The 25945-nt window shown below is 74.4% G+C and carries 20 protein-coding genes and 1 tRNA gene; 6 read left to right on the plus strand and 15 right to left on the minus strand.

Going from position 1 to position 25945, the window contains the following annotated elements; all coding sequences use genetic code 11:
* The first annotated feature begins 2 nt into the window (after nucleotides 1-2).
* From ACI8AX_RS13990 to ACI8AX_RS14005, 4 genes are all read left to right on the plus strand, one after another.
* Nucleotides 3-1019 carry a branched-chain amino acid ABC transporter permease gene (locus ACI8AX_RS13990; RefSeq protein WP_456550435.1) on the plus strand — a complete coding sequence of 339 codons (1017 nt, stop codon included), beginning with the start codon at nucleotides 3-5 and terminating at the stop codon, nucleotides 1017-1019.
* On the plus strand, nucleotides 1009-2022 hold the full coding sequence (locus tag ACI8AX_RS13995) for an ABC transporter ATP-binding protein (RefSeq protein WP_456550436.1): 1014 nt from the start codon (nucleotides 1009-1011) through the stop codon (nucleotides 2020-2022). The genes ACI8AX_RS13990 and ACI8AX_RS13995 overlap by 11 nt, the downstream gene beginning before the upstream one ends.
* Nucleotides 2019-2876 (plus strand): ABC transporter ATP-binding protein, encoded by an 858-nt coding sequence (locus tag ACI8AX_RS14000; RefSeq protein ID WP_456550437.1) that lies wholly within the window; start codon nucleotides 2019-2021, stop codon nucleotides 2874-2876. The genes ACI8AX_RS13995 and ACI8AX_RS14000 overlap by 4 nt, the downstream gene beginning before the upstream one ends.
* A gap of 75 nt (nucleotides 2877-2951) precedes the next feature.
* The gene (locus ACI8AX_RS14005) at nucleotides 2952-3371 is read left to right on the plus strand and encodes a DUF7712 family protein (protein ID WP_456550438.1); all 420 of its coding nucleotides are present in this window, start codon (nucleotides 2952-2954) and stop codon (nucleotides 3369-3371) included.
* 115 nt (nucleotides 3372-3486) lie between these two features.
* On the opposite strand, the gene ACI8AX_RS14010 is transcribed toward ACI8AX_RS14005, so the two are convergent.
* On the minus strand, nucleotides 3487-4815 hold the full coding sequence (locus ACI8AX_RS14010; protein ID WP_456550439.1) for an ABC transporter substrate-binding protein: 1329 nt from the start codon (nucleotides 4813-4815) through the stop codon (nucleotides 3487-3489).
* Nucleotides 4816-5056: 241 nt separating this feature from the next.
* Complete coding sequence (locus ACI8AX_RS14015; RefSeq protein ID WP_456550440.1) at nucleotides 5057-5656, minus strand: ANTAR domain-containing response regulator; 600 nt, start codon at nucleotides 5654-5656, stop codon at nucleotides 5057-5059.
* An 84-nt stretch (nucleotides 5657-5740) separates the two neighbouring features.
* Between ACI8AX_RS14015 and ACI8AX_RS14020 the strand changes: the two genes are divergently transcribed.
* Together ACI8AX_RS14020 and ACI8AX_RS14025 are read left to right on the plus strand one after the other, a co-directional pair.
* Nucleotides 5741-5814, plus strand: a tRNA-Leu gene (locus ACI8AX_RS14020).
* 241 nt (nucleotides 5815-6055) lie between these two features.
* A complete protein-coding gene (locus ACI8AX_RS14025; protein WP_456550441.1) occupies nucleotides 6056-7765 on the plus strand; it encodes a pyridoxal-dependent decarboxylase in 1710 nt (569 codons plus the stop codon).
* Nucleotides 7766-7795: 30 nt separating this feature from the next.
* On the opposite strand, the gene ACI8AX_RS14030 is transcribed toward ACI8AX_RS14025, so the two are convergent.
* The 13 genes from ACI8AX_RS14030 to ACI8AX_RS14090 form a co-directional block, all read right to left on the minus strand.
* On the minus strand, nucleotides 7796-8680 hold the full coding sequence (locus ACI8AX_RS14030; RefSeq protein WP_456550442.1) for an acyl-CoA thioesterase: 885 nt from the start codon (nucleotides 8678-8680) through the stop codon (nucleotides 7796-7798).
* Nucleotides 8677-10092 carry a pyruvate kinase gene (gene pyk, locus ACI8AX_RS14035; protein WP_456550443.1) on the minus strand — a complete coding sequence of 472 codons (1416 nt, stop codon included), beginning with the start codon at nucleotides 10090-10092 and terminating at the stop codon, nucleotides 8677-8679. Before pyk ends, ACI8AX_RS14030 begins: the two co-directional genes overlap by 4 nt.
* A 164-nt stretch (nucleotides 10093-10256) precedes the next feature.
* The gene (locus ACI8AX_RS14040) at nucleotides 10257-11747 is read right to left on the minus strand and encodes a glutamate synthase subunit beta (protein ID WP_456550444.1); all 1491 of its coding nucleotides are present in this window, start codon (nucleotides 11745-11747) and stop codon (nucleotides 10257-10259) included.
* 44 nt (nucleotides 11748-11791) lie between these two features.
* Nucleotides 11792-16471 (minus strand): glutamate synthase large subunit, encoded by a 4680-nt coding sequence (gltB, locus tag ACI8AX_RS14045; RefSeq protein WP_456550445.1) that lies wholly within the window; start codon nucleotides 16469-16471, stop codon nucleotides 11792-11794.
* Between the two features lie 312 nt (nucleotides 16472-16783).
* Nucleotides 16784-17728 (minus strand): prolipoprotein diacylglyceryl transferase, encoded by a 945-nt coding sequence (gene lgt / locus ACI8AX_RS14050; protein ID WP_456550446.1) that lies wholly within the window; start codon nucleotides 17726-17728, stop codon nucleotides 16784-16786.
* Nucleotides 17725-18555, minus strand: coding sequence for a tryptophan synthase subunit alpha (trpA, locus tag ACI8AX_RS14055; protein WP_456550447.1), 831 nt, complete (start codon nucleotides 18553-18555; stop codon nucleotides 17725-17727). The genes lgt and trpA overlap by 4 nt, the downstream gene beginning before the upstream one ends.
* Nucleotides 18552-19928, minus strand: coding sequence for a tryptophan synthase subunit beta (gene trpB / locus ACI8AX_RS14060; protein WP_456550448.1), 1377 nt, complete (start codon nucleotides 19926-19928; stop codon nucleotides 18552-18554). Before trpB ends, trpA begins: the two co-directional genes overlap by 4 nt.
* Nucleotides 19929-19980: 52 nt before the next feature.
* Complete coding sequence (trpC, locus tag ACI8AX_RS14065) at nucleotides 19981-20790, minus strand: indole-3-glycerol phosphate synthase TrpC (protein ID WP_456550449.1); 810 nt, start codon at nucleotides 20788-20790, stop codon at nucleotides 19981-19983.
* Between the two features lie 158 nt (nucleotides 20791-20948).
* On the minus strand, nucleotides 20949-21620 hold the full coding sequence (locus ACI8AX_RS14070) for a Trp biosynthesis-associated membrane protein (RefSeq protein WP_456550450.1): 672 nt from the start codon (nucleotides 21618-21620) through the stop codon (nucleotides 20949-20951).
* Nucleotides 21617-23122: an anthranilate synthase component I gene (locus tag ACI8AX_RS14075; RefSeq protein ID WP_456550451.1), complete on the minus strand. Its 1506-nt coding sequence runs from the start codon at nucleotides 23120-23122 to the stop codon at nucleotides 21617-21619. Before ACI8AX_RS14075 ends, ACI8AX_RS14070 begins: the two co-directional genes overlap by 4 nt.
* Nucleotides 23119-23493, minus strand: a complete 375-nt coding sequence (gene hisI / locus ACI8AX_RS14080) for a phosphoribosyl-AMP cyclohydrolase (protein WP_456550452.1) — start codon at nucleotides 23491-23493, stop codon at nucleotides 23119-23121. The genes ACI8AX_RS14075 and hisI overlap by 4 nt, the downstream gene beginning before the upstream one ends.
* 47 nt (nucleotides 23494-23540) lie before the next feature.
* The gene (locus ACI8AX_RS14085) at nucleotides 23541-24260 is read right to left on the minus strand and encodes a hypothetical protein (protein ID WP_456550453.1); all 720 of its coding nucleotides are present in this window, start codon (nucleotides 24258-24260) and stop codon (nucleotides 23541-23543) included.
* A 28-nt stretch (nucleotides 24261-24288) separates the two neighbouring features.
* Nucleotides 24289-25941 carry an FAD-binding dehydrogenase gene (locus tag ACI8AX_RS14090; RefSeq protein WP_456550454.1) on the minus strand — a complete coding sequence of 551 codons (1653 nt, stop codon included), beginning with the start codon at nucleotides 25939-25941 and terminating at the stop codon, nucleotides 24289-24291.
* Nucleotides 25942-25945 lie beyond the last annotated feature (4 nt).

A 25945-nucleotide genomic window follows, 5' to 3' on the forward strand; every position in this document is an offset into this window, starting at 1 on the left:
CCATGGGAGAGCTCCTCGACGCCCTGGTGCTGGGCATCCGCGCGATGTTCGCCTACCAGGCCGTGTTCTTCGCCCTGCTGGCCATCGGCCTCAACCTGCACTTCGGGTACACGGGTCTGCTGAACTTCGGCCAGATCGCCTTCGCGATGGTCGGCGGCTACGGCATCGCCATCTCCGTGTCCCAGTGGGACCTGCCGTTCTGGGTCGGCGTCGTCGTCGGCCTCGGCGCGGCGGTGATCCTCGCGCTGCTGCTGGGCCTGCCCACGCTGCGGCTGCGCGCCGACTACCTCGCGATCGTCACCATCGCGACGGCGGAGGCGTTACGACTGCTGTTCCGGTCCGTCGGCTCCACCGAGATCACCGGCAGCACCGAGGGCCTGTTCGACTTCAACAGCAGCTTCTTCACGCTGTGCCCGTGGTCGGTCAGCGGCCGCTTCGACATCCTCGGCACCCGGTGGCGCGGCAGCGAGCTGTGGGTCATCACGATCGGCTGGTCCATCGTGCTGCTGGCCTGCCTGCTCGTCTGGGCGCTCATGCGCAGCCCGTGGGGCCGCGTGCTGCGGGCCGTCCGCGAGGACGAGGACGCCGCGCGGGCGCTGGGCAAGAACGTCTACGCGTTCAAGATGCAGTCGCTGGTGCTGGGCGGCATCTTCGGCGCCCTCGGCGGGATGATCTACGCCGTCGGGACCGGGTCGCAGAACCCCGACCAGTACCAGAACGCGAACACGTTCCTCGCCTACGGCGCGCTGATCCTCGGCGGCGCGGCCACGGTGATCGGGCCGGTCATCGGCGCGATGCTGCTGTGGTTCATCATCGCGTTCTCCGACAGCGCGCTCGCCGCGCTGGTCTCGGAGGGGAACTCGTTCTTCGGCCTGTTCGAGTGGGGCGACCTGCTGTCGACCACCGACATCGCCTACATCCGGTTCATCATCATCGGGTTGGGCCTGATGCTCCTCATGATCTTCCGGCCCCAGGGCATCCTGGGTGACCGACGAGAGGTGATGCTCGATGCCCGCTGACCAGCCGCACGGGGCCACCGCGGCCTCGCAGTCGTCCGCGACCGGCGCCCCGCCGGCCCGGCTGGCCCAGGCCGCCCTGCGGGACGTGCCCTGGGAGGTCGGTGTCGCCAAGCCCGACCCGGCCGTCGTGGTCGACGGGGTGACCCGCACGTTCGGCGGCCTGACCGCCGTGTCGGTCGACCACCTCGAGATCCAGCGGGGCGGGATCACCGGCCTGATCGGGCCCAACGGCGCCGGAAAGACGACGCTGTTCAACCTGCTCACCGGCTTCGACCAGCCCAACTCCGGCACGTGGTCCTTCGACGGCCGCTCGCTGGGCAAGCTGTCGCCGCACCAGGTCGCGCGCCTGGGCGTCGTCCGGACCTTCCAGCTCACCAAGGCGCTGTCCCGGCTCTCCGTGCTGCAGAACATGCTGCTCGGCGCCCAGGACCAGCGCGGCCAGAGCTTCTTCCGCTCGCTGGTGCCCGGCGCCTGGCGGGCGCAGGAGAAGGCGAACACGGAGAAGGCCCTCGACCTGCTGGCCCGCTTCAAGCTGGACGCCAAGAAGGACGACTTCGCCGGCACCCTGTCCGGCGGTCAGCGCAAGCTGCTCGAGATGGCGCGCGCGCTCATGAGCGACCCGAAGGTCGTCATGCTCGACGAGCCGATGGCCGGGGTGAACCCCGCCCTGACGCAGAGCCTGCTGGGTCACGTCAAGGACCTGCGCGAGCAGGGCATGACCGTGGTCTTCGTCGAGCACGACATGGACGTCGTCCGCGACATCAGCGACTGGGTGGTCGTCATGGCCGCCGGCCGCGTCATCGCCGAGGGTCCGCCCGAGTCGATCAGCCAGAACCAGGCCGTCGTGGACGCCTACCTGGGCGCCCACCACGACGCGCCGCTGACCGTCGAGGAGGAGGACCGGGTGCTCGCCGAGGCCGAGGCGGCGATCGCCCGCGAGGAGGGCACCGACGGCGAGGTCCTCACCTCCGACGGCACCGACCGCGAGGGGACCCAGCGATGAGCGAGCCACTGTTCGAGGTCGACGAGTCCGGCGAGGACGTCACCCGGGCCCAGGAGGCCGCGGCGGGCACCGCCGAGCTCTCCCCCGCCGAGAAGGCGGCGACCCGCGAGGAGCACCTGCGGCTCGCCGAGGGCGCGCTGGTGCGGGCCGACGACCTGGTCGCCGGCTACGTGCCCGGGGTGAACATCCTGCGCGGGGCGGACTTCTACCTGCAGGAGGGCGAGCTCGTCGGCATCATCGGCCCGAACGGGGCCGGGAAGTCGACGCTGCTGAAGACGCTCTTCGGGCTGATCCCCGTGCGTTCGGGGTCGGTGAGCCTCCGCGGGGAGGACATCACCTCCGCGCCGGCGCACCGGCTGGTGTCGCTCGGGGTCGGCTACGTGCCGCAGAACAACAACGTGTTCCCCTCGCTCACGATCGAGGAGAACATGCAGATGGGCGTCTACCTGCGGCCGCGGACCTTCCAGGAGCGCTTCGACTACGTCGTGGACCTGTTCCCGCTGCTCGGTGAGCGGCGCAAGGGCAAGGCCGGGGCGCTGTCGGGCGGCGAGCGGCAGATGGTCGCCATGGGCCGCGCGCTGATGATGTCGCCGTCGGTGCTGCTGCTCGACGAGCCCTCGGCGGGCCTGTCGCCGGCGTACCAGGACGAGGTGTTCATCCGCTGCCGGCGGATCAACGCGACCGGCGTCTCGATCATCATGGTCGAGCAGAACGCCCGCCGGTGCCTGCAGATCTGCGACCGCGGCTACGTGCTCGACCAGGGCCGCAACGCCTACACCGACACCGGGCAGTCGCTGATGAACGACCCGAAGGTCATCGAGCTCTACCTCGGGACGCTGGCCAAGGCCCACTGAGGCACCGCCCCACCCCGACGGCGCCGGTCCCTCCCCGACGGGAGGGGGCCGGCGCCGTCGGGGTATGGGGCCGGGATGAACTGGACCTGGGATCTGCGCAGCCGCGACGGCGGCATGAACGGCCTGGAGTTCGCCCGGGCGCTGACCGCCGGCGGGTTCTCCCGCGTGCTGGTCCACGCCGCCCCGAGCCGGCTCGAGGTGCGCGTGACGGCGGACGACGGCGCCGTGGTCGCGCTCGGGGACGTCGACCGGGACGGCGACTACTCCCCCGTCACGCTGCTGACCCTCGTGGGCGACGGGCTCACCCGCGCCGAGGTCTGGCCCGGCGAGGAGCACCTGGGCCTGCCCGTGCTGCTGCCCGGCGGCGAGGTCGGCGTCCTCACCGCCTGGGAGCACGCCGGCGACCGCAGCTGGTGGCGCTGGTCGGTGGAGTTCTCGAACCACACCGGGCGGCCGGCCGACTGGGCACCGTCGGGGCAGCGCCTGCAGCGCTGAGCGCCCGGGGACCGGTCCCGGGACGCACAGCGGCCCGGCACCGTGGTCGGTGCCGGGCCGCTGCCGTCCTACCGGGGTGGGTGCCCCGCCGTTCCCGGCGGGGACGCCCTCCGGGTCACTCGCCCGCGGGGCCGATGCCCTGCGCGTTGAGCTCCTGGATGATGCGGGCCGACTCGTCGAACCCGATCACGATGATGGCGTCCGGGTCGAACTCCACCATCTGCTGGACCTCGGAGTCGTACGACGAGGCGTTCGGGTCGTACGTGATCGCCTGGATGTCGTCCTCGGAGAGGCCGCCCTCGACCAGGTTGGCCGTCACGTTGTCGGCCAGGCCCGTGCCGTAGGCGTCGTTGAGGTTCAGGATCCCGACCCGGCTGTTGCCGTCGGCCAGCACCAGGTCGGCCAGCGGGATGGCCTGCAGCTGGTCCGGGGGCGCGGTGCGGAAGTACAGCCCCTGGTCGTTGTAGTCGGTGAACTGGTCCGACGTGTTGGCCGGCGAGATCTGCAGGACGCCGGCGTTCACGATCTTGTCGATGACCGTGAGGCTCACCGAGGACGACGCCGCACCGATGATCGCGTCGGCGTTGGCCGCCAGCAGGCGGTCGACGCTGGTGTTCGCGGTGTCGGTCGAGGTGTCACCGGAGTCGGTCTCGATCAGCTGCACCGGGGCGCCCAGGACGCCGCCGGCCTCGTTGACCTCCTGCAGGGCCAGCTGGGCGCCGGCGACCTCGGGCGGGCCGAGGAAGGCGAGCGAGCCGGTCAGCGGCAGCAGGGTGCCGATGATCAGCGGGTCGCCGGTGGCGCCCGCGGGCACCGGGGCCGGGCCCTCGTCGGAGGCCTGCTGCGTCTCGTCGCCGGCCACCTGGAACTCGGTGAGCGAGTCGTCGATCGCGTTGTCCTCGCCGAAGGTCAGGAGACCGAAGGAGGCCACCGCCGGCTCACCGGCGTCGGTGAAGCTCAGCGGCCCGGAGGCGCCGTCGTAGTCGACGTTCCCGCCGGCGTTGAGGATCTCCAGGCAGCTGGCGAAGTCCTCGCACTTGTCGCCGCCGAAGGTCAGGCCGTTGATGTAGGGCGCGAAGTCCCGCGCCTCGCTGCTGCCCGCGGCCTGCGCCGCCAGCGAGACGAGGATGAAGGCGTCGTAGGTCTCACCGGCGTAGTTGTACGTGCCGCCGAGGTCCGGGTCGATCGCGTCCAGCCGGGCCTTGAAGTCGTCGCTGAGGTCGGTCAGCGGCGTCGTGCCCTGCATGCCGGCGAGGTCGCCGGGGGTGGTGAACTGGTCACCGAGGGCGCTGCCCATGTTGCCGTCGGAGCCGTAGATGTTGACGCCGCCGCCGCCACCGCCGCCGCCGGAGGTGGCCTCGCCGCCACCGCCGCCGGACTCGTTGTCGTCGCCGCCGTCGTCGCCGCCACAGGCGGCCAGCGCGATGAGGGCGACGCTCGTCACGGCGATGCCGCGGGCGCTCCTGCCAATCCGCATCGATGAACTCCCAGGATGTTGCGTGCTTCGAGGCCCGGCGAACGGCGGATGCCGCCCGCAGGGCCGCTGAGTGGAGGCAACGTAACCGCTGGGATCCGGGAGTCGGAGCGCCGTCCGGGGACCGTGATGAGGTCGTGATCTACCGTGTTGCGCCCGAGTGACGAGGCGTGGGACCGCTCGCACGGGCCGCCGGGGCGGCCCGTGCGGATCAGGCCGGGGAGCCCTCCGCGGCCGCGGCCTCGTCGAGGATCCGCTGGGCCAGCGCTCTCATCGACGTCCGCTCGTTCATGGCGGTCCGCTGGATCCAGCGGAAGGCGTCGGCCTCGGCCATCCCCTGCCGGCTCATGAGGACGCCCTTCGCCTTCTCCACGACCTTGCGCGCCTCCAGCCGGTCCTCCAGCGTGCGCACCTCGCCGTCGAGGGCGGCCAGCTCGGCGAACCGTGCGCGGGCCACCTCGATGGCCGGCACGAGGTCGTTCTTGGAGAACGGCTTCACCAGGTAGGCCATCGCGCCGGCGTCCCGGGCCCGCTCCACCAGCTCCCGCTGGCTGAAGGCGGTCAGCACGATCACCGGCGCCACCCGGTCCGAGGCGATCTGCTCGGCGGCCGCCAGGCCGTCCAGCACCGGCATCTGGATGTCGAGGATCACCAGGTCCGGGGTGAGCTCGCGCGCCCGGTCGACGGCCTGCTGGCCGTCGCCGACCTCGGCGACGACGACGTAGCCCTCCTCCTCCAGCATCTCCTTCAGGTCGAGACGGATCAGTGCCTCGTCCTCGGCGATGAGTACCCGGGTCGGCTCGCTGCTCACGGGCGCAGAGCCTAGCGATGCCTGGTGCCAGGAGCCCGCCCGTTAGGCTGCGGACACCGCCGCCGGACGTGTGGTGTCCGGCACGCCCCCGTACCCCAATCGGCAGAGGGAGCGGATTCAAAACCCGCGCAGTGTGCGTTCGAGTCGCACCGGGGGCACCGTGCCGTTCGTCGGCCTCCGGCCGACACCGCGGCCGACGGCCGTCCCCGACGGCCGTGGAGCCGCTGCCCCTGTCCCCATCGGGGACCCTCCGGGCCCCGTGATGGGGCCACTCCGGCCACGTGCCGTCCCCGGCCGCCTGGGACCCGTCACCGGCTGCCGGGCTGGTCCACTGCGGCGGAACCGTCCTCGACCGAGCGCCGCGCGGGGACGGGGCGGCGGCGCGAATACGGTGGGGGCGTGACCGAGCCCGCACCGCACATGAGTCCCGAGGAGTTCCGGCGGCACGGCCACGAGGTCGTGGACTGGATCGCCGACTACTGGACCCGGCTGCCGGGCCTGCCGGTCCGCTCCCCCGTCGCGCCCGGCGACGTCCGCGCCGCGCTCCCCGACGCGCCGCCCGAGCAGGGCGAGCCGATCGCCGCCGTCCTCGCCGACCTCGACCGGGTCGTCGTCCCCGGGCTCACCCACTGGCAGCACCCCGGCTTCCTCGGGTACTTCCCGGCCAACACCTCCGGCCCGTCGGTCCTGGGCGACCTGGTCTCGGCCGGGCTGGGCATCCAGGGCATGTCGTGGGTGACCAGCCCCGCCGCCACCGAGCTCGAGCAGCACGTCCTCGACTGGTTCGCCGCGCTGCTCGGCCTGCCGGCGTCGTTCCGGTCCACCGGCAGCGGCGGCGGCGTCGTCCAGGACTCCAGCTCCGGCGCGAACCTGGTGGCGCTGCTGGCCGCCCTGCACCGGGCCAGCGGCGGCGCGACGGTCCGGCACGGCGTGGTGCCGGAGGAGTACACGGTCTACGTCTCCGCCGAGACGCACTCCTCGATGGAGAAGGCCGTGCGGATCGCCGGGCTCGGCACCGACGCCGTCCGCATCGTCGAGGTGGACGACGACCTGGCCATGCGCCCGGGTGCGCTGGCGGCCCGCCTGGAGCGCGACGTCGCCCGCGGGCTGAAGCCGGTGCTGGTCTGCGCGACCGTGGGGACGACGTCGACCACGGCCATCGACCCCCTGGCCCAGCTCGGGCCGGTCTGCCAGCGCTTCGGCGTGTGGCTGCACGTCGACGCCGCCTACGCCGGTGTCAGCGGGCTGGTGCCCGAGCTGCGCCCGCTGCAGGACGGCGTGGAGTGGGCCGACAGCTACACCACCGACGCGCACAAGTGGCTGCTCACCGGCTTCGACGCGACCCTCTTCTGGGTCGCCGACCGGGCGGCGCTCACCGGCGCGCTGGCGATCCTCCCCGAGTACCTCCGCAACGCGGCCACCGAGGCCGGCGCGGTCGTCGACTACCGCGACTGGCAGATCGAGCTCGGGCGCCGCTTCCGGGCCCTCAAGCTCTGGTTCGTGCTCCGCTGGTACGGCGCCGAGGGGCTGCGCGCCCACATCCGCTCCAGCGTCGCGCTGGCGCAGGAGCTGGCCGCCTGGGCCGAGGCCGACGAGCGGTTCGAGGTCGCGACCCCCCACCCGCTGTCGCTGGTGTGCCTGCGTCCCCGCTGGGCCGGCGACGTCGACGCCGACGTCGCGAGCATGACGCTGCTCGACCGGCTCAACGACAGCGGCGAGGTCTTCCTGACCCACACGACCGTGCGCGGGCAGGTCGTGCTGCGCGTGGCCGTCGGGGCGCCGGCCACCACGCGGGCCACGGTGGAGCGGGCGTGGCAGCTGCTGTGCGAGAACCACGACTGGCTGGCCCGGGACTTCGCCGAGGTGGCCGCCGAGCGGGCCCGGGTCGCGGCGGAGGAGCGGGCGGCGGCCGAGCGGACCGCGGCGGAACGAGCCGAGACCGAGCGCGCCGAGACCGAGCGAGCCGAGGCCGAGCCCGCCGGGGCGGCCGCGGCGCAGGCGACGGCCGGGCCGGAGGCCGCGGAGGGTGTCCCGGTCGAGGTGCCCGCCGCCCAGGACGAGACGGCCACCCAGGCCGCCGCCCAGTCGGTCCTGGCCGCCGAGGAGTGACCGGAGGGGGTCCTCGCCGGACCCCCTCCGCTACCGCTCGCCGACGTCGCGGATGAGGCCCTCCTGCGCGACGGACGCCACGTGCGTGCCGTCGGCGGACCAGATCTGGCCGAAGTTCAGCGCGCGGGCGCCCGCGGCCGCCGGGCTGTCGGTCTCGTAGAGGAACCACTCGTCGGCGCGCATCGGGGCGTGGAACCACACCGCGTGGTCCAAGCTGGCGCCCTCGTAGCGCTCCCACCAGCCGCCGACCCGGGCCAGCCCCGCACCCAGCAGCGTCAGGTCGGTGACGAAGGTCAGCGCGGCGGCGTGGATGGTCGGGTCGTCCGGCAGCCGCCCGGCCACCCGGAACCAGCCGTAGGAGCGGGTGTGCGGCGGCAGCTTGGGCACCCGCTCGAACGGGTCGTCCAGCGACCGCTGGTCGACGGCCTGCCCGAGCAGCTGCAGGTGCTCGTCGTCCTCCCGACCGTGCCGGCGGGCGTACTCCGCGACGGTGGGGATCGCGTCGGGCGGGGGCACCTGCGGCATCGGCAGCGAGTGCGTCACCGCCGCGGGCTCGGGCTGGTGGAAGTCCGCGGTCAGGGCGAAGATCGCGACCTCCTGCCCGCGCCGGCGCTGGTGGGCCAGGACCCGCCGGGTGGAGAACGAGCGGCCGTCGCGGATCCGCTCGACGACGTAGCGGATCTCCTCGTTGGGGTCGCCGGGCCGCAGGAAGTACGAGTGCAGCGAGTGCACCGGCCGCTCCCCCGACGTCGTCAGCTCGGCGGCCATGAGGGCCTGCCCGGCGACCTGGCCGCCGAAGACCCGCTGCCGCGTCGTCTTCGGCGTCTGCCCGACGTAGACCCCCGGCTCGCGCTCCTCCAGGTCGAGGACCTGCAGGAGCGCCGCGACGTCGTCGCGCCCGCCCGCCGCCGTCACGAGTCGGTGCCCACCTCGTGCACGCGGATCAGGTTGGTGGAGCCGACGGTGTTGGGCGGGCTCCCCGCGACGACGACCACGCGGTCGCCCTCGCGCAGCCGGCCGATCGACAGCAGCGAGAAGTCGACCTGGCGGACCATGTCGTCGGTGTGCGACACGGTGGGCACCAGGAAGGTCTCCACGCCCCAGGACAGGGCCAGCTGGCTGCGCACCCGGGCGTCCACGGTGAAGGCCAGCAGGGGCTGGCGCGGGTGCAGGGCGGCCAGCCGGCGCGCGGTGTCGCCGGTCTGCGTGAAGGTCGCCAGCGCCTTGACGTCGAGCGTCTCGCCGATGTCGCGGGCGGCGCGCACGATGGCGCCGGCCCGGGAGCGCGAGACGCGCACCAGCTCCGGCGCCCGCACGTGGTCGCTCTCGACGGCGTCGATGATCCGCTCCATCGTGCGGACGGCGGCGACCGGGAACTTCCCCACCGAGGTCTCGCCGGAGAGCATCACCGCGTCGGCGCCGTCCAGGACGGCGTTGGCGACGTCGGAGGCCTCGGCCCGCGTCGGCCGCGAGTTGGTGATCATCGACTCGAGCATCTGGGTGGCCACGATGACCGGCTTGTTGCGCTCGCGGGCGGCCTGGACGGCCCGCTTCTGCACCAGCGGCACCTGCTCCAGCGGGAGCTCCACGCCCAGGTCCCCGCGGGCGACCATGATCCCGTCGAAGGCCTCGACGATCGCCTCGAGGTCCTCGACCGCCTCGGGCTTCTCCAGCTTGGCGATGACCGGGACGTAGACGTCCTCCTGGCGCATGATGTCGCGCACCAGCTCGACGTCGGCCGGCGAGCGGACGAACGACAGCGCGACGAAGTCGACCGACAGGTGCAGGGCGAAGCGCAGGTCCTCGACGTCCTTGTCCGACAGCGCCGGCACGCTGACGGCGACGTTGGGCAGCGACAGGCCCTTGTTGTTGGACACCTCGCCGCCCTCGACGACCAGGCACCACACGTCGGGGCCGTCGACCTCCACGACCGACAGCGCGAGCTTGCCGTCGTCGACGAGCAGGCGGTCGCCCACCCGGACGTCGGAGGCCAGGCCCTTGTAGGTGGTCGAGACGCGCTCGGCGGTGCCCTCGACGTCGTCCACCGTGACGCACACCCGGGCGCCGGTCACCCACTGCACGCGGCCCTCGGTGAAGGTGCCGAGGCGGATCTTGGGGCCCTGGAGGTCGGCGAGGACGGCGACGGCGTGCCCGGTCCGGTCGGACGCCTCACGGACGACGCGGTACGCCGCCTCGTGGTCGGCGTGCGAGCCGTGGCTGAAGTTCAGCCGGGCGACGTCCATCCCGGCCTCGACGAGGGCGGTGACCTGCTCGATGGTGCTGGTGGCGGGACCCAGGGTGCAGACGATCTTGGCGCGGCGGGGCATGACGGAAACGCTAGTGGGCGGGCGCGGGCGCGGTGGTACCGGACTCCCGTGTCCCCCGCCACCCACGCCTGAGCGGGGCACCGACGGCAACGGGCGGCGACGGACGGCAACGGCCACGGGCCGGGCACCCCGAGGAGGTGCCCGGCCCGCCGGTCGGTCACGAGCTAGCGGAGCGCGACCGCCGTGGGGGTCACCGGGCGCGGCAGGGCGGACTCCCCGCCGGTGAGCCACGCGTCGACCGCGCCGGCGGCCGAGCGGCCCTCGGCGATCGCCCACACGATGAGCGACTGGCCGCGGCCGATGTCGCCGGCCACGAACACGCCCGGCACGGTGGACATGAACTCCCCGTCGCGGGAGACGTTGCCCCGCCCGTCGACGTCGACCCCGAGGCCGTCGACCAGGCCCTCCCGCTGCGCGCCGGTGAACCCCATCGCGAGGAAGACCAGGTCGGCGGGGAGCTCGCGCTCGGTGCCCTCGACCTTCTGGAAGCGGTCGTCGACCCGCTCGACGTCGTGGATGAGCAAGGCGCGCACGTTGCCCGCCTCGTCGCCGAGGAAGCGCTCGGTGTTCACGCTGAACAGCCGCTCGCCGCCCTCCTCGTGCGCGCTGGAGACGCGCATGATCATCGGGTAGGTCGGCCAGGGGTTGTCCTGGGCGCGGCTGCCCGGCGGCGCGGGCATGATCTCCAGCTGGGTGACCGAGGCGGCACCCTGCCGGTGGGCGGTGCCCAGGCAGTCGGCGCCGGTGTCGCCGCCGCCGATGATCACGACGTGCTTGCCGTGCGCGTCGATCGGCGGGGTGTCCAGCTCGCCCAGGGCCTGCCGGTTGCCGAACGGCAGGTACTCCATCGCCAGGTGGATGCCGGCCAGCTCGCGGCCGGGCGCGGGCAGGTCGCGGCCGACCGTGGCGCCCCCGGCGAGGACGACGGCGTCGAACTCCCCGCGCAGCCGCTCGACGGTCAGGTCGTCGGGCCCGCTGCCGCCGACCTCGACCCCGGTGACGAACCGGGTGCCCTCGGCCCGCATCTGGTCCAGCCGCCGGTCCAGGACGGCCTTCTCCATCTTGAACTCGGGGATGCCGTAGCGGAGCAGCCCGCCGATCCGGTCGGCCCGCTCGTAGACGGTGACCTCGTGCCCGGCGCGGGTCAGCTGCTGGGCGGCGGCCAGCCCGGCCGGGCCGGAGCCGACGACGGCGACCTTCTTGCCGGTGCGCTCCTGCGCCGGCTGCGGGACGACGAGGTCCCGCTGGAAGGCCTGGTCGATGATCTCCCACTCGATCTGCTTGATCGTGACCGGCGACTCCTGCAGGTTCAGCACGCAGGCGCCCTCGCACGGCGCCGGGCACAGCTTCCCGGTGAACTCCGGGAAGTTGTTGGTCGCGTGCAGCCGCTCGATGGCGTCGGTCCAGTCCTCGCGGCGGGCGAGGTCGTTCCACTCCGGGATCAGGTTGCCCAGCGGGCAGCCGTGGTGGCAGAACGGGATGCCGCAGTCCATGCAGCGGGCGGCCTGCTGGCGCAGGGCGCCCACCGGGAAGACCTCGTCCTCCCCGGTCTCCCGGGAGAGGTAGACGTCCTTCCAGTCGAGGATGCGGACGTCGACCGGCCGGCGCGGCGGCAGGGCGCGGTCGTACTTGAGGAACCCCGTGGAGTCAGCCACGGTCGGCCTCCCTTCGAGCGGCGGTGAGCGGGGAGCGGGAGCGGTCAGCCACGAGCGGCCTCCATCACGGCACGGTCGACGTCCGTCCCGGCGGCCTCGGCGGCCCGGCGGGCGTCCAGCGCCCGCCGGTAGTCGCGCGGCATGATCACGCTGAACTGCTCGGACCAGCGGCCCCAGTCGGCCAGCAGCGCGGCGGCCACCGGCGACTCGGTGTCGGCGTGGTACCGGACCAGCACGTCGCGCAGCCACGCCGCGGACTCGCCGTCCAGCGGGTCGATGTCGACCATCTCGCTGTTGACCCGGTGACGGGCCAGGTCGAGCACGTAGGCGACGCCGCCGGACATGCCCGCCGCGATGTTGCGGCCCGTGGGCCCGAGGACCACCGCACGCCCGCCGGTCATGTACTCCAGCGCGTGGTCGCCGACGCCCTCGACGACGGCCAGCGCGCCGGAGTTGCGCACGCAGAACCGCTCGCCGACCCGGCCGCGCAGGAAGATCTCCCCGGCGGTCGCGCCGTAGCCGATGACGTTGCCGGCGATGACGTTGTCCTCGGCGGCGAAGGTGGCCTCGCGGCCCGGGCGGACGACGATCCGGCCGCCGGACAGGCCCTTGCCGACGTAGTCGTTGGCGTCGCCGAACAGCCGCATGGTGATGCCGCGCGGGACGAAGGCCCCGAAGGACTGGCCGGCCGACCCGGTGAAGGTCAGGTCGATCGTGCCCTCGGGCAGCCCCTCGCCGCCGAAGCGGCGGGTGACCATCGCGCCCAGCATCGTGCCGACGGTGCGGTTGACGTTGCGCACCGGCAGCTCGAGGCGCACCGGCCGCGCGTCGAGCAGCGCGCCCTCGCACAGCTGGATCAGCGTCTGGTCCAGGGCGACGTCGAGGCCGTGGTCCTGGTCGCGCACCTTGCGCCGCGCGGCCCCCTCGGGCAGCTCGGGCACGGCCAGCAGCTTGGACAGGTCCAGGCCCTGCGCCTTCCAGTGGCCGACGGCCTTGCGGGTGTCGAGCGCCTCCACGCGGCCGATCGCCTCGTCGAGGCTGCGGAAGCCCAGCTCGGCCAGGTAGCGGCGCACCTCCTCGGCGATGAACTCGAAGAAGGTGACGACGAACTCCGGCCGCCCGGTGAACCGCTTGCGCAGCTCCGGGTTCTGCGTGGCGACGCCCACCGGGCAGGTGTCGAGGTGGCAGACCCGCATCATGATGCAGCCCGAGACGACCAGCGGCGCCGTCGCGAAGCCGAACTCCTCGGCGCCGAGCAGAGCGCCGATGACGACGTCGCGGCCCGTCTTGAGCTGCCCGTCGACCTGCACGGTGATCCGGTCGCGCAGCCCGTTGGCCAGCAGCGTCTGCTGGGTCTCGGCCAGGCCGAGCTCCCACGGCGACCCGGCGTGCTTGAGCGAGGTCAGCGGCGCCGCACCGGTCCCGCCGTCGTGCCCGGAGATCAGGACGACGTCGGAGTGGGCCTTGCTGACGCCGGCCGCGACCGTGCCGACCCCGACCTCGGCGACCAGCTTGACGTGGACCCGCGCCTGGTCGTTGGCGTTCTTCAGGTCGTGGATCAGCTGCTTGAGGTCCTCGATCGAGTAGATGTCGTGGTGCGGCGGCGGGCTGATCAGGCCCACGCCCGGCGTCGAGTGCCGGGTGCGCGCCACCCACGGGTACACCTTCTGGCCGGGCAGCTGGCCGCCCTCGCCGGGCTTGGCGCCCTGCGCCATCTTGATCTGGATGTCGTCGGCGTTGACCAGGTACTCGCTGGTCACGCCGAAGCGGCCGCTGGCCACCTGCTTGATCGCCGAGCGGCGCAGGTCGCCGTTGGGGTCGGGGACGAACCGGGCCGGGTCCTCGCCGCCCTCACCGGTGTTGGACTTGCCGCCCAGCCGGTTCATCGCGATGGCGAGGGTCTCGTGCGCCTCCTGGGAGATGGAGCCGTAGCTCATCGCCCCGGTCTGGAAGCGCTTGACGATCTCGCTGACCGGCTCGACCTCGTCCAGCGGCACGGGCGGGCGCACGCCGGTCCTGAGCTCGAACAGGCCGCGCAGGGTGGCGGCGTCCCGGGAGAGCTGGTCGACCTGCTGCGTGTAGCGCTCGAAGACCTCGTACTGCCGCGCGCGGGTGGAGTGCTGCAGGAGGAACACCGTCTCGGGGTTGAACAGGTGCACCTCGCCCTCGCGGCGCCACTGGTACTCGCCACCGGTCTCCAGCCGCCGGTGCGCCCGCTCGGTGGGGTTCTCCGGGTAGGCGCGGCGGTGGCGCATGGCCACCTCCTCGGCGAGGACGTCGAGGCCGACGCCGCCCAGCGGGCAGGAGGTGCCGGTGAAGTACTCGTCGACGACGTCCTCGGCCAGGCCGACGGCCTCGAAGATCTGCGCCATCGTGTACGAGCCGACGGTGCTGATGCCCATCTTGCTCATGACCTTGAGGACGCCCTTGCCGAGCGCCTTGACGATGTTGCGGCCGGCCTGCGCGGGCTCGACGCCGGTGAGGACGCCGTCCCGGATGAGGTCCTCGACCGACTCGAAGGCCAGGTAGGGGTTGACCGCCGCGGCGCCGTAGCCGAGCAGCAGCGCGACGTGGTGCACCTCGCGGCAGTCGCCGGACTCGACGACCAGGCCGACCTCCATGCGGGTCCGCTCGCGCACCAGGTGGTGGTGCACGGCGGCCGTCATGAGCAGCGAGGGGATCGGCGCGCGGTTCTCGTCGCAGTCGCGGTCGGACAGCACGATGATCCGGGCGCCGGCGGCGATGGCCTTGCTGGCCTTGGTGCGCAGCTCCTCGATCGCGGTGGCGAGCGCCTCTCCCCCGCCGTTGACGTCGAAGTGGCCGGTGATCCGGACGGCGGCGTAGCCGGGCAGGTCGCCGTCGTCGTCGATGTGCAGGATCTTGGCCAGCTCGTCGTTGTCGATGACCGGGTACGGCAGGAACACCTGCCGGCAGGACGCCGGGGTGGCCTTCAGCAGGTTCTGCTCCGGGCCGAAGGTCCGCCCGAGGCTGGTGACCAGCTCCTCGCGGATGGCGTCCAGCGGCGGGTTGGTGACCTGGGCGAACAGCTGCCCGAAGTAGTCGTAGAGCAGCCGCGAGCGGTCCGACAGCGCGGCGACCGGGGTGTCGGTGCCCATCGAGCCGATCGGCTCGGCGCCGGAGGACGCCATCGGGGTCAGCAGGACGCGCAGGTCCTCCTCGGTGTAGCCGAACAGCTGCTGGCGGCGGACCACGGACTCGTGGCTGGGCCGCGAGCGCCGCCGCTCGGGCAGCTGCGGCAGGTGCACCAGCCCGGCGTGCAGCCAGTCGTCGTAGGGGTGCTCGACGGCGAGGGCGCCCTTGACCTCCTCGTCGGACAGGATCCGCCCGCCGGCGGTGTCGACGAGGAACATCCGGCCCGGCTGCAGCCGGCCCTTGGCGACGACGTCGGCGTCGGGGATCTCCAGGACGCCGACCTCGCTGGCCAGCACGACCCAGTCGTCCTTGGTGTGCCACCAGCGGCCCGGGCGCAGGCCGTTGCGGTCGAGGACGGCGCCGATCAGCGTGCCGTCGGTGAAGGCCACCGCGGCGGGGCCGTCCCACGGCTCCATGATCGAGGAGTGGAACCGGTAGAAGGCCCGGCGGGCCGGGTCCATCTCGTCGTGGTTCTCCCACGCCTCCGGGATCATCATCAGCACGGCGTGCGGCAGCGACCGGCCGGACAGGTGCAGCAGCTCGAGCACCTCGTCGAAGGTGGCCGAGTCGCTGAAGTCGCTGGCGGTGACCGGGAAGATGCGCTCCAGGCCGAGCTCGGTGGCGGGGCCGGCCGGGCCGTCGAACATCTCGGTCTCGAGCTTGGCCTCGCGGGCCCGCATCCGGTTGCGGTTGCCCTTGATGGTGTTGATCTCGCCGTTGTGGGCGATCAGCCGGAACGGGTGCGCCAGCGGCCAGCTCGGGAAGGTGTTGGTGGAGAACCGGCTGTGCACCAGCGCGATCGCCGACTCGTAGCGCTCGTCGCGCAGGTCGGGGAAGAAGGCGGGCAGCTGGTCGGTGGTCAGCATGCCCTTGTAGGTGATCGTCCGGCTGGACAGCGAGACGACGTAGAGCGAGCTGCCGGCCTCGCGGGCCTCCCGCTCGGCGCGCTTGCGCAGCACGAAGGCGCGGCGCTCCAGCCGGCTGACGCCGTTGCAGACCGTGTTGCCGCCGAAGGCGGTGGCGTCGGCGCGGGCGCCCATCGTCTCGGCGACGAAGAGCTGGGCGAAGTGCGGCATGACCGCGCGGGCGGTGGGCCCGAGGTCGGCGCCGTCGGGGTCGACGGGCACCTCGCGCCAGCCGAGGACGGTCAGGCCCTCCTCGGCGGCGATGCGGGCGACGTCCTCCACGCGGGCGGCCCGCTCGGTCGCGTCCACGGGCAGGAAGGCGATGCCGACGGCGTACTCGCCCACCGGGGGCAGGTCGAAGTCGACGCTCGCCCGCAGCAGCCCGTCGGGGACCTGGGTGAGGATCCCGGCGCCGTCGCCGCTGTTGGGCTCGGAGCCGGCGGCGCCGCGGTGGTCGAGGTTGTGCAGCGCGGTGAGGCCGGCGGCCACGAGGGCGCGGCTGGCGCGGCCCTGGACGTCGGCGACGAAGGCGACGCCGCAGGCGTCGGAGTCGTTGGCCGGGTCGTACAGGCCGGCCGCCGGGGGGACGGCCGAGAAGGGGACGGCGGAGGGGGTGCGGCGCTCCGAGGTGGTGCTGCTCGCTGAGGGCGCGGTGGACCCGGTCATGTCACTCCCGTCGTCGGCTGCTTCGCGCGCGCTCGCTCAGGAGGCACGCAGCGGGGCTGGGGGCCCGGCCGTGGTGGTCAGAGGGGGGCGGTGTGCGGAGGCGCTGCGGTCGAGCCCGGCGGCGGAGGACGTGACCGGACCGGTCAGGCTCGAGAGTCCCACGGGTGGTGCCGTGGGGCTGTCGTCCGCGGGGCGTCGCTGGCCCGGTTCCGACACGTGCGGCCCACCGGGATCACCGGCGGGTCCGAGGGGAAGGGTACACAGCCGTAACACCGTGCTCACCCGCCCAAACCGCGCGTACGGCGCGTCTGCTCAGGGCGTGTCGCGGTCCCGGTGATCGTCGTCACCGGCGTCGTCGGCCGGGTCGGCGTCCGCGCTGGTCACGGGCACGGTCGCGCCGTCGGCGCGGTCCGCCGGCCGGCCGGTGTCTGCATCGTCACCCCGCCGGTCGAGGACCTCCCGCGGGCGCCCGCGCAGGGCCACGAGGTAGGCGACCGCGGCCAGCCCGACGACGACGCAGGTGAACACGTTCAGCCGGACGCCGAAGAACTCGTTGGCCGGGTCGGTGCGCAGCAGCTCGATCCACAGCCGGCCGGCGCAGTACAGCGCGACGTAGAGCGCGAACGCGCGGCCGTGGCCGAGGCGGAAGCGGCGGTCGGCCCACACCACGACCGCGGCGGCGGCCAGGTTCCACAGCAGCTCGTAGAGGAACGTCGGGTGGAACGTCAGCACGTCCGCGTACTCCGCCGGGCGGAACCGCGGCGCGATCTCCAGGCCCCACGGCAGGTCGGTCGGGCCGCCGAAGAGCTCCTGGTTGAACCAGTTGCCCAGCCGGCCGACCGCCTGGGCGACCAGCAGCCCCGGCGCGATCGCGTCGGCGAAGGCCGGCAGCGGGATGCCCATCCGCCGGCAGGCGATCCAGGCGCCCACCCCGCCGAGGGCGATGGCGCCCCAGATGCCGAGGCCGCCCTCCCAGATCGCCAGCGCCCGCAGCGGGTCCCCGCCCTCGCCGAAGTACGGCTCCGGCGAGGTGATCACGTGGTAGACCCGGCCGCCGACGATCCCGAACGGCACGGCCCAGACGGCGATGTCGAGGACCTCGCCCGGCCGCCCGCCGCGGGCCACCCAGCGCCGCTCGCTGATCCAGCAGGCCAGCACGATGCCGGCGATGATGCACAGCGCGTAAGCCCGGATCGGCACCGGGCCGAGCTCCCACACGCCCTCGCTGGGGCTGGGGATGCTCGCCAGCGCGGTCACGCCCGGCTCCGTCCGCGCACGCCCTCGGCCAGGCGCGCCGACAGGGCCCTGACGTCCGCCGGGCCGCCGTCCATCAGGGTGCGGACGTAGGCCGAGCCGACGATGACGCCGTCGGCGAAACCGGCCACCTCCGCGGCCTGCTCGGCGTTCGAGACCCCGAGCCCGACGCAGACCGGCAGCCCCTCGGCCGCGTCGGCGATCGCCTCGCGGGTGCGCGCGACCAGCTTCTCGGCCGCGTCGCCGACGGTGGCCCGGGTGCCGGTCACGCCCATGGTCGAGGCCGCGTAGACGAAGCCTCGGCAGGCCGCGACCGTGGAGCGCAGCCGGGCGTCGGTGGACGACGGCGCGACGAGGAAGACCCGGTCGAGCCCCGCGGCGTCGGACGCGGCCAGCCACGCCGCCGCCTCGTCGGGGATCAGGTCGGGGGTGATGGCCCCGGCTCCCCCGGCCGCGGCCAGGTCGGCCGCGAACCGGTCGACGCCGTAGCGCTCGACCGGGTTCCAGTAGCTCATGACGACCGGGACGGCGCCGGCGGCGGCGACGGCCTCGGCCGCGCGCAGCACGTCACGCATGCCCACCCCGGCCCGGACGGCGACGTCGACGGCCTGCTGGATCACCGGGCCGTCCATGCCCGGGTCGCTGTAGGGCACGCCGATCTCCACGATGTCGGCCCCACCCACCCCACCGGCGTCGGCCCCACCCTCCACCGCCGCCACCATCGCCGTGATCGAGGTGTCGACGTCGGGGTAGCCGACCGGGAGGTAGGCGACGAGCGCGGCGCGGTCCTCGGCGCGCGCGGCGGCGATCCGCTCCTGCAGGGCGCTCATGCCTGCGACCCCGCCTCCTGGCCGGGCACCGCGTCGCCGCGGGTGACCGCGCCCTCGGTCGGCTGCTGGTCGGTGTCCATCCCCGGGCCGGGGTCGACCTCGTCGCGGTCGCCGAGCCCGAACCAGCGCGACGCGGTCTCGACGTCCTTGTCGCCGCGGCCGGAGAGGTTCACCAGCAGCAGGGGAGGCTCGCCCGCCCGCCCGGGCTCCCCCGCAGCCGCGAGCTCGCGGCCCACCCGCATGGCCCCGGCGAGGGCGTGCGAGGACTCGATCGCCGGGATGATCCCCTCGGTGCGGCACAGCAGCGCGAAGGCCTCCATGGCCTCGGCGTCGGTGACCGGCCGGTACTCGGCGCGGCCGATGTCGTGCAGGTGGGAGTGCTCCGGGCCGACGCCGGGGTAGTCCAGGCCCGCGCTGATCGAGTGCGACTCGATCGTCTGGCCGTTCTCGTCCTGCAGCAGGTAGGAGCGGGCGCCGTGCAGCACGCCCGGCGACCCGCCGGTGATGGTGGCCGCGTGCCGGCCGGTCTCCACGCCGTCCCCGGCGGCCTCGAGGCCGATCAGCCGCACCCCCTGGTCCGGGACGAACGCGGTGAAGATGCCGATGGCGTTGGAGCCCCCGCCCACGCAGGCGAGGACGGCGTCGGGCAGCCGGCCCTCCCGCTCGAGCACCTGGGCGCGCGCCTCGTCGCCGATGACGCGCTGGAAGTCGCGGACCATGGCCGGGAAGGGGTGCGGGCCGGCGACGGTGCCGAAGACGTAGTTCGTCGTCTCCACGTTGGTGACCCAGTCGCGGAAGGCCTCGTTGATCGCGTCCTTGAGCGTGCGCGAGCCGGTGGTGACCGGCACGACCTCGGCGCCCAGCAGGCGCATGCGGGCCACGTTGAGCGCCTGGCGGCGGGTGTCCTCCTCGCCCATGTAGACGGTGCAGGACAGCCCCATGAGCGCCGCCGCGGTGGCCGTGGCCACGCCGTGCTGGCCGGCGCCGGTCTCGGCGATGACCCGGGTCTTGCCGATCCGCTTGGTGAGCAGCGCCTGGCCGAGCACGTTGTTGATCTTGTGCGAGCCGGTGTGGTTGAGGTCCTCGCGCTTGAGCAGCACCCGGGCGCCGCCGCAGTGCTCGGCGAACTTCGGCACCTCGGTGACCGGGCTCGGGCGCCCGGTGTAGTCGCGCTGCAGGCGGGCGAACTCGTCGAGGAACGCGGGATCGACCCGCATGGCCTCGTAGGCCTCGGTGAGCTCGTCGAGGGCGGCGATCAGCGCCTCGGGGACGAACCGGCCGCCGAAGACGCCGAAGTGCCCCGTCGCGTCCGGCCAGGCCGGCGCCGCCGGCGCGAGTCGCTGCTCGGGCGGGGAGACGGCACTGGTGGTCATGACCCCAGTGTCCCGCGTGCGGCCGGGGATCCGGTGAGGAGGGTCCGCGGGCTCAGCGCGCGGCGCGCGGGGTGGCCGGGTGCGAGCCGGCGGTGACGAGGTCGGCGACCGCCTGGCGGGCGTCGCCGGCGGTCACCAGGCCCTCGCCGACGAGGACGGCGTCGGCGCCGGCCGCGGCGTAGGCGATGAGGTCGTGCGGGCCCCGGACGCCGGACTCGGCGACCTTGACCACCGTCGACGGCAGCCCGGGGGCGATGCGCTCGAAGGTGGAGCGGTCGACCTGCAGGGTCGTCAGGTCACGGGCGTTGACCCCGATGACCGACGCGCCGGCGGCCAGCGCGCGGTCGGCCTCGGCCTCGGTGTGCACCTCGACCAGCGCGGTCATGCCCAGCGACTCGACCCGCTCGAGGAGCCCGAGCAGCACGTTCTGCTCCAGTGCGGCGACGATGAGCAGCACGACGTCGGCGCCGTGGGCGCGCGCCTCGTGCACCTGGTAGGTGCTGACGACGAAGTCCTTGCACAGGACGGGCACGTCGACCGCGGCGCGGACGGCGGCCAGGTCGGCGTGGCTGCCGCCGAAGCGGCGGCGCTCGGTCAGCACGCTGATGACCCGGGCGCCCCCGGCGGCGTACTGGCCGGCCAGGACGGCGGGGTCGGGGATGTCGGCGAGGGCCCCCTTGGACGGGCTCTGCCGCTTGACCTCGGCGATCACGCCGACACCGGGGGCGCGCAGGGCGGCCTGGGCGTCGAGCGCCGGCCGGGCGTCACGGGCCGCGGCCATGACCTCGGCGAGCGGGGTCGCCGCCTCTCGTGCGGCGACGTCCTCCCGGACGCCGGCGACGATCTCGTCGAGGACGTTCACGACCCCTCCTCCGTGCTGATCGTCGTGGCGACTGGCGCGCGCGGGCGACGGAGATCACGTGTGTCCGCCCTGGTGCGGGGTACGCCGCCAGGTCCGTTCCGTCGTGGACCCACTCTAGAGGCGGCCCCGGACGGTCCCGGCCGGGGGTGGTCCCCCGCTCACCCGGCGGGGCGCTGCCGGGGCGGTCCCCCGGTCTCCGGCGGGTCGTCCCCCGCCGTGGGGTCCTCCCCGCGGTCGAGGGCCCGCCAGGCGTCCAGCGCCCGGTCCTCGGGGGTGCGCACGGCGGCCGCCGTCGTCGCCGTCGAGGTCGCCGTGGTCGTGGCCGCGGCCGAGGCCGGCGCCCGCTCGTAGCGCCGTCCCATGCCGGTCCACCCCGCGCCCCGCAGCACCGTGAGGAGGCCCGCGGCGAGCGCCAGCGCGCCGGCCACGGCGGTGAGCACCGGCCAGGCCGCCGCCCGGCTCACCTCGACCGCCGTGGCCCCGGCCGCCGCCCCGTCGGACAGCTCCGCCGGGCCGGGCGTGACGGCCAGCCCGCGCACCCCCGACCACAGCAGCGCCCCGCCGCCGGCGGCGGCGAGCAGCCCGACCAGCTGCCGCCCCCGCCCGCGGACGGCGACCACCGCCACCGCCGCGGCGAGCAGCAGCAGCCCGCAGGCGGGCACCAGCGAGGCCAGGTCGGTGCCGCTGAGCTCCTCGGTGACCGGCGGGAGCGGCGCGTCGCGGGTGACCGTGGCGGTGGCCCACGTCTGGCCGCCGGCCGACAGCGCCAGCCCCCCGGCGACGGCGCACCCGGCGACGGCGGCGGTCAGCTCGCGCCGCGCCCGAGTCATGCCAGCTCCCGCATCCCCTCGGCCGTGGCGATCGCGGAGAGCACCGCCCGGGCCTTGTGCCGGGTCTCGGCCTCCTCGGTGGCCGGGTCGCTGTCGGCGACGACCCCGGCGCCGGCCTGCACGTACGCCCGGCCCTGGTGCAGCACCGCGGTCCGGATGGCGATGGCCATGTCGAGGTCGCCGCTGGCGTCGACGTAGCCGACCGTTCCGGCGTAGAGCGCCCGCCGGGTCGGCTCCAGCGACTCGATGATCTCCATGGCCCGGGGCTTGGGGGCCCCGGAGACCGTGCCGGCGGGGAACGTGGCGTCGAAGACGTCGAGGGCGTCCCACTCGGGCGCGACCTCGCCGGCGACCGTCGAGACCAGGTGCATGACGTGGCTGTAGTGCTCGATCCGCATGAAGTCGGGCACCTCGACGGTGCCGGGCACGCAGACCCGGCCGAGGTCGTTGCGGGCCAGGTCGACGAGCATCACGTGCTCGGCACGCTCCTTGGGGTCGGCGAGCAGGCCCTCGGCCAGGCGTGCGTCCTCCTCCGGCGTCGCGCCGCGCGGCCGGGTGCCGGCCGGCGGGTGCACGACGGCGGAGCGGCCGGTGACGGTGACCAGCGCCTCCGGCGAGGAGCCGACGACGTCGAACGGCGTCTCCCGCCCGGCGAAGCGCAGCAGGTACATGTACGGCGAGGGGTTGGTGGCGCGCAGCACCCGGTAGAGGTCGAGCGCGTCGACCTCGGTGGCCACCTCGAAGCGCTGGGCGAGGACCACCTGGAAGGCGTCGCCGGCGCGGATGTGCTCGCGGACCCGCTCCACGCCGTCCTCGTAGGCACCGGGCGCCATGTTGCTGGTGACCGGCGGCGGGTCGGTGGGGGTGAACGCGGCCAGCCCGGCGGGGGCGGACTTCGCCAGCGCCGCGGCCATGGCGTCGATGCGGGCGACCGCGTCGTCCCAGGCCGCGCCGGGGTCGGCCGACCGGAACGCGTTGGCGATGAGCAGCACGCTGCCGTCGGTGTGGTCGACGACGGCGAGGTCGGTGACCAGCAGCAGCGCGAGCTCGGGCATGCCGAGGTCGTCGGTCGCCTGCTGCGGGAGCCGCTCCAGCCGCCGGACGACGTCGTAGCCGAGGTAGCCGACCAGGCCGCCGGTCAGCGGCGGGAGGCCCGGTGCGCGCGGGGTGCGCAGCCGGCGGGCCAGCGTGCGCACGGCGGCCAGCGGGTCGGCCGGGAGGTCGTCGGTGAGCCCCGGCAGCGGGTCGCCCAGCCACTGGCTGGCGCCGTCGGTCTCGGTGAGGACGCCGGCGCTGCGCACGCCGACGAAGCTGTAGCGGGCCCACTGCCGGCCCTGCTCGGCGGACTCGAGCAGCACGGTGCCCGGGCGGTTGCCGGCCAGGGTGCGGTAGACGCCGACCGCGGTGAGCCCGTCGGCCAGCAGCCGGCGCACGACCGGGACGACCGGTCGGTCCAGCGTCGCGAACTCCTCGCGGGACGGGAACGTCTCCCCCAGCCTCATGCCGGCGCCCCGACGGTGGTGGGCAGCCCGCGGTGGAAGCAGCTGCGCTCGCCGGTGTGGCAGGCCGGGCCCTCCTGGTCGACGAGGACGAGCAGCGCGTCGCCGTCGCAGTCCAGCCGGACGTCGCGGACCCACTGGCGGTGGCCGGAGGTCTCGCCCTTGACCCAGTACTCCTGCCGGCTGCGCGACCAGTAGGTCGCCCGGCCGGTGGTGAGGGTGCGGCGCAGGGCCTCGTCGTCCATCCACGCCACCATGAGCACCTCGCCGCTGTCGTGCTGCTGCACGACGGCGGCCACCAGACCGGCGGGGTCACGGCGCAGCAGCGCGGCGACCTGCGGGTCGAGGGCGGGAGCGGGCGGGACGGCGGTCATGCCCCGATCCTCCCCCGTGCGGATCGGGCGTGGGACACCGGCGTCGGTCAGCGGCCCCTGACCGCCCCGGCGCCGAACCACTCGCGGGCCGGCCGGGTGAGCAGCAGGCCGGCGCCCACGGCCGGCCCCGCGCCGAAGCAGACCGCGCCGAAGACGAGCACGCCGACGGCGCCGTCGTCCGGGCCCGGGATGTCGTCGAGGACGCCGACGATGCGCACCGCCCAGTAGAGGGCGAGCAGGACCTGGACGGCGAGGGCCGCCAGCAGGCCGCCCCACGCGAGGCGGTCGCGCCGGTTGAGCGCCACCACCCCGGCGGCGACGAGCAGGGCCACGGAGGCGAACTGCACCCAGGCCAGCACCCGCGCCTCGTCGGCGATCGACTGCGCGCGGGGGTCGACCGACCCGTTCACGTCGAGGTCCAGACCGAGCACCGAGGCGAACAGCAGCACGTAGGCCGAGGCGAACGCGACCAGCCCCGCCTGCACCAGGGCGAGGACGGCCGCCGTCACCACCTGCCCGGGCCGGCGCGGCCCCGCGGGCACCGGCGCCGGCCAGCCGCCGTAGCCGGCCGGCGCGGGCCAGCCGTAGCCCGGCGGAGGGTACCCGGGCTGGGCGTAGGCGGGCGGGGCGTAGCCGGGCGGGGCGTGACCCTGCTGGGCGTAGACGGCGCCCGGGTAGGCCGGCGGGTACGACGGCGGACCGCTGTAGGGCGCGCCCTGCTCGGTGGGGGTGTCCGGGTCGGCCCAGGGGTCGCGCGGCGCGGTCACCGGGCACCCGCACCGGTCGGGACCCCGGTCACAGCGCCGCCGCCAGGGCCCGCCCCGCCGTGCGGCCGGAGAACAGGCAGCCGCCGAGGAAGGTGCCCTCCAGCGAGCGGTAGCCGTGCATGCCGCCGCCGCCGAAACCGGCCACCTCGCCGGCCGCGTAGAGGCCGGGGAACGGCTCACCGCCGGGGCGCAGCACCCGGCCGGACAGGTCGGTCTCCAGGCCGCCGAGCGTCTTGCGGGTGAGCAGGTTGAGCCGCACGGCGATGAGCGGGCCGGCCTCCGGGTCGAGCAGCCGGTGCGGGGGCGCCACGCGGATGAGCTTGTCGCCGAGGTAGCTGCGGGCGCCGCGGATGGCGGTGATCTGCAGGTCCTTGGTGAAGGGGTGGGCGACCTCGCGGTCGCGGGCCACGACCTCCTCCTCGACCCGGGCCAGCGGCACCTCGGGCTCGCCGCCGGTGACCCGGTTCATGCCGGCGACCAGCTCGGGGAGGCTGTGCGCGACCACGAAGTCCTCGCCGCGGTCGAGGAAGGCCTGCACGGGGCCCGAGACGCCCGCCTTGACCCGGTTGAGCAGGAGCTTGACGTCCTTGCCGGTGAGGTCGGGGTTCTGCTCGGACCCCGAGAGCGCGAACTCCTTCTCGACGATCTTCTTCGTGCTGACGAACCAGGTGTGCTCGTAGCCGGTCTGCCCGATGTGGGCGAGCGTGCCGAGCGTGTCGAAGCCCGGGAACAGCGGCACCGGCAGCCGCCGGCCGGTGGCGTCCAGCCACAGCGAGGAGGGGCCGGGCAGGATCCGGATGCCGTGCCGCGCCCACACCGGCGAGTGGTTGGCGATGCCCTCGGTGTAGTGCCACATGCGGTCGCGGTTGATCAGGTGCCCGCCGGCGGCCTCGGTGGCCGCCAGCATGTGCCCGTCGACGTGCGCGGGGACGCCGGACAGCAACCGCTGCGGCGCCGGCCCGAGCCGTTCGGGCCAGTTGCGCCGGACCATGTCGTGGTTGCCGCCGATCCCCCCGGAGGTGACGACGACGGCCTGGGCGCTGATCTCGAACGGCTCGACCTCCACCCGGGAGCTGGCCTCGCCGCGCGCGACGTCGCTGGGCTCGAGGACCGCGCCGCGCACCCCGGTGACCGCGCCGCCGCTGACGACCAGCTCCCCCACCCGGTGCCGGAACCGCAGCTCGACCAGGCCGCGGTCGACGGCGGCGCGCACCCGCCGGGCGAACGGCTCGACGATGCCGGGGCCGGTGCCCCAGACGATGTGGAACCGGGGCACGGAGTTGCCGTGGCCGGTGGCCGTGTAGCCGCCGCGCTCGGCCCAGCCGACGACCGGGAAGAAGCCGACGCCCTGAGAGCGGAGCCAGGACCGCTTCTCGCCGGCCGCGAACTGCAGGTAGGCCTCGGCCCACTGGCGCGGCCAGTGGTCCTCGTCGCGGTCGAACGCCGCCGTGCCGAACCAGTCCTGCCGGGCGAGCTCGAGCGAGTCGTGCACGCGCAACCGGCGCTGCTCCGGGGAGTCGACCAGGAAGAGGCCGCCGAAGGACCACCACGCCTGGCCGCCGAGGGACGCCTCCGGCTCCTGGTCGAGCAGGATCACCCGCCTGCCGGCGTCGGCCAGTTCCGCGGTCGCCACCAGCCCGGCCAGGCCGGCCCCCACCACCACGACGTCTGTGTCGGTCACGGCA

It is taken from the genome of Blastococcus sp. SYSU D00813, assembly GCF_054050735.1.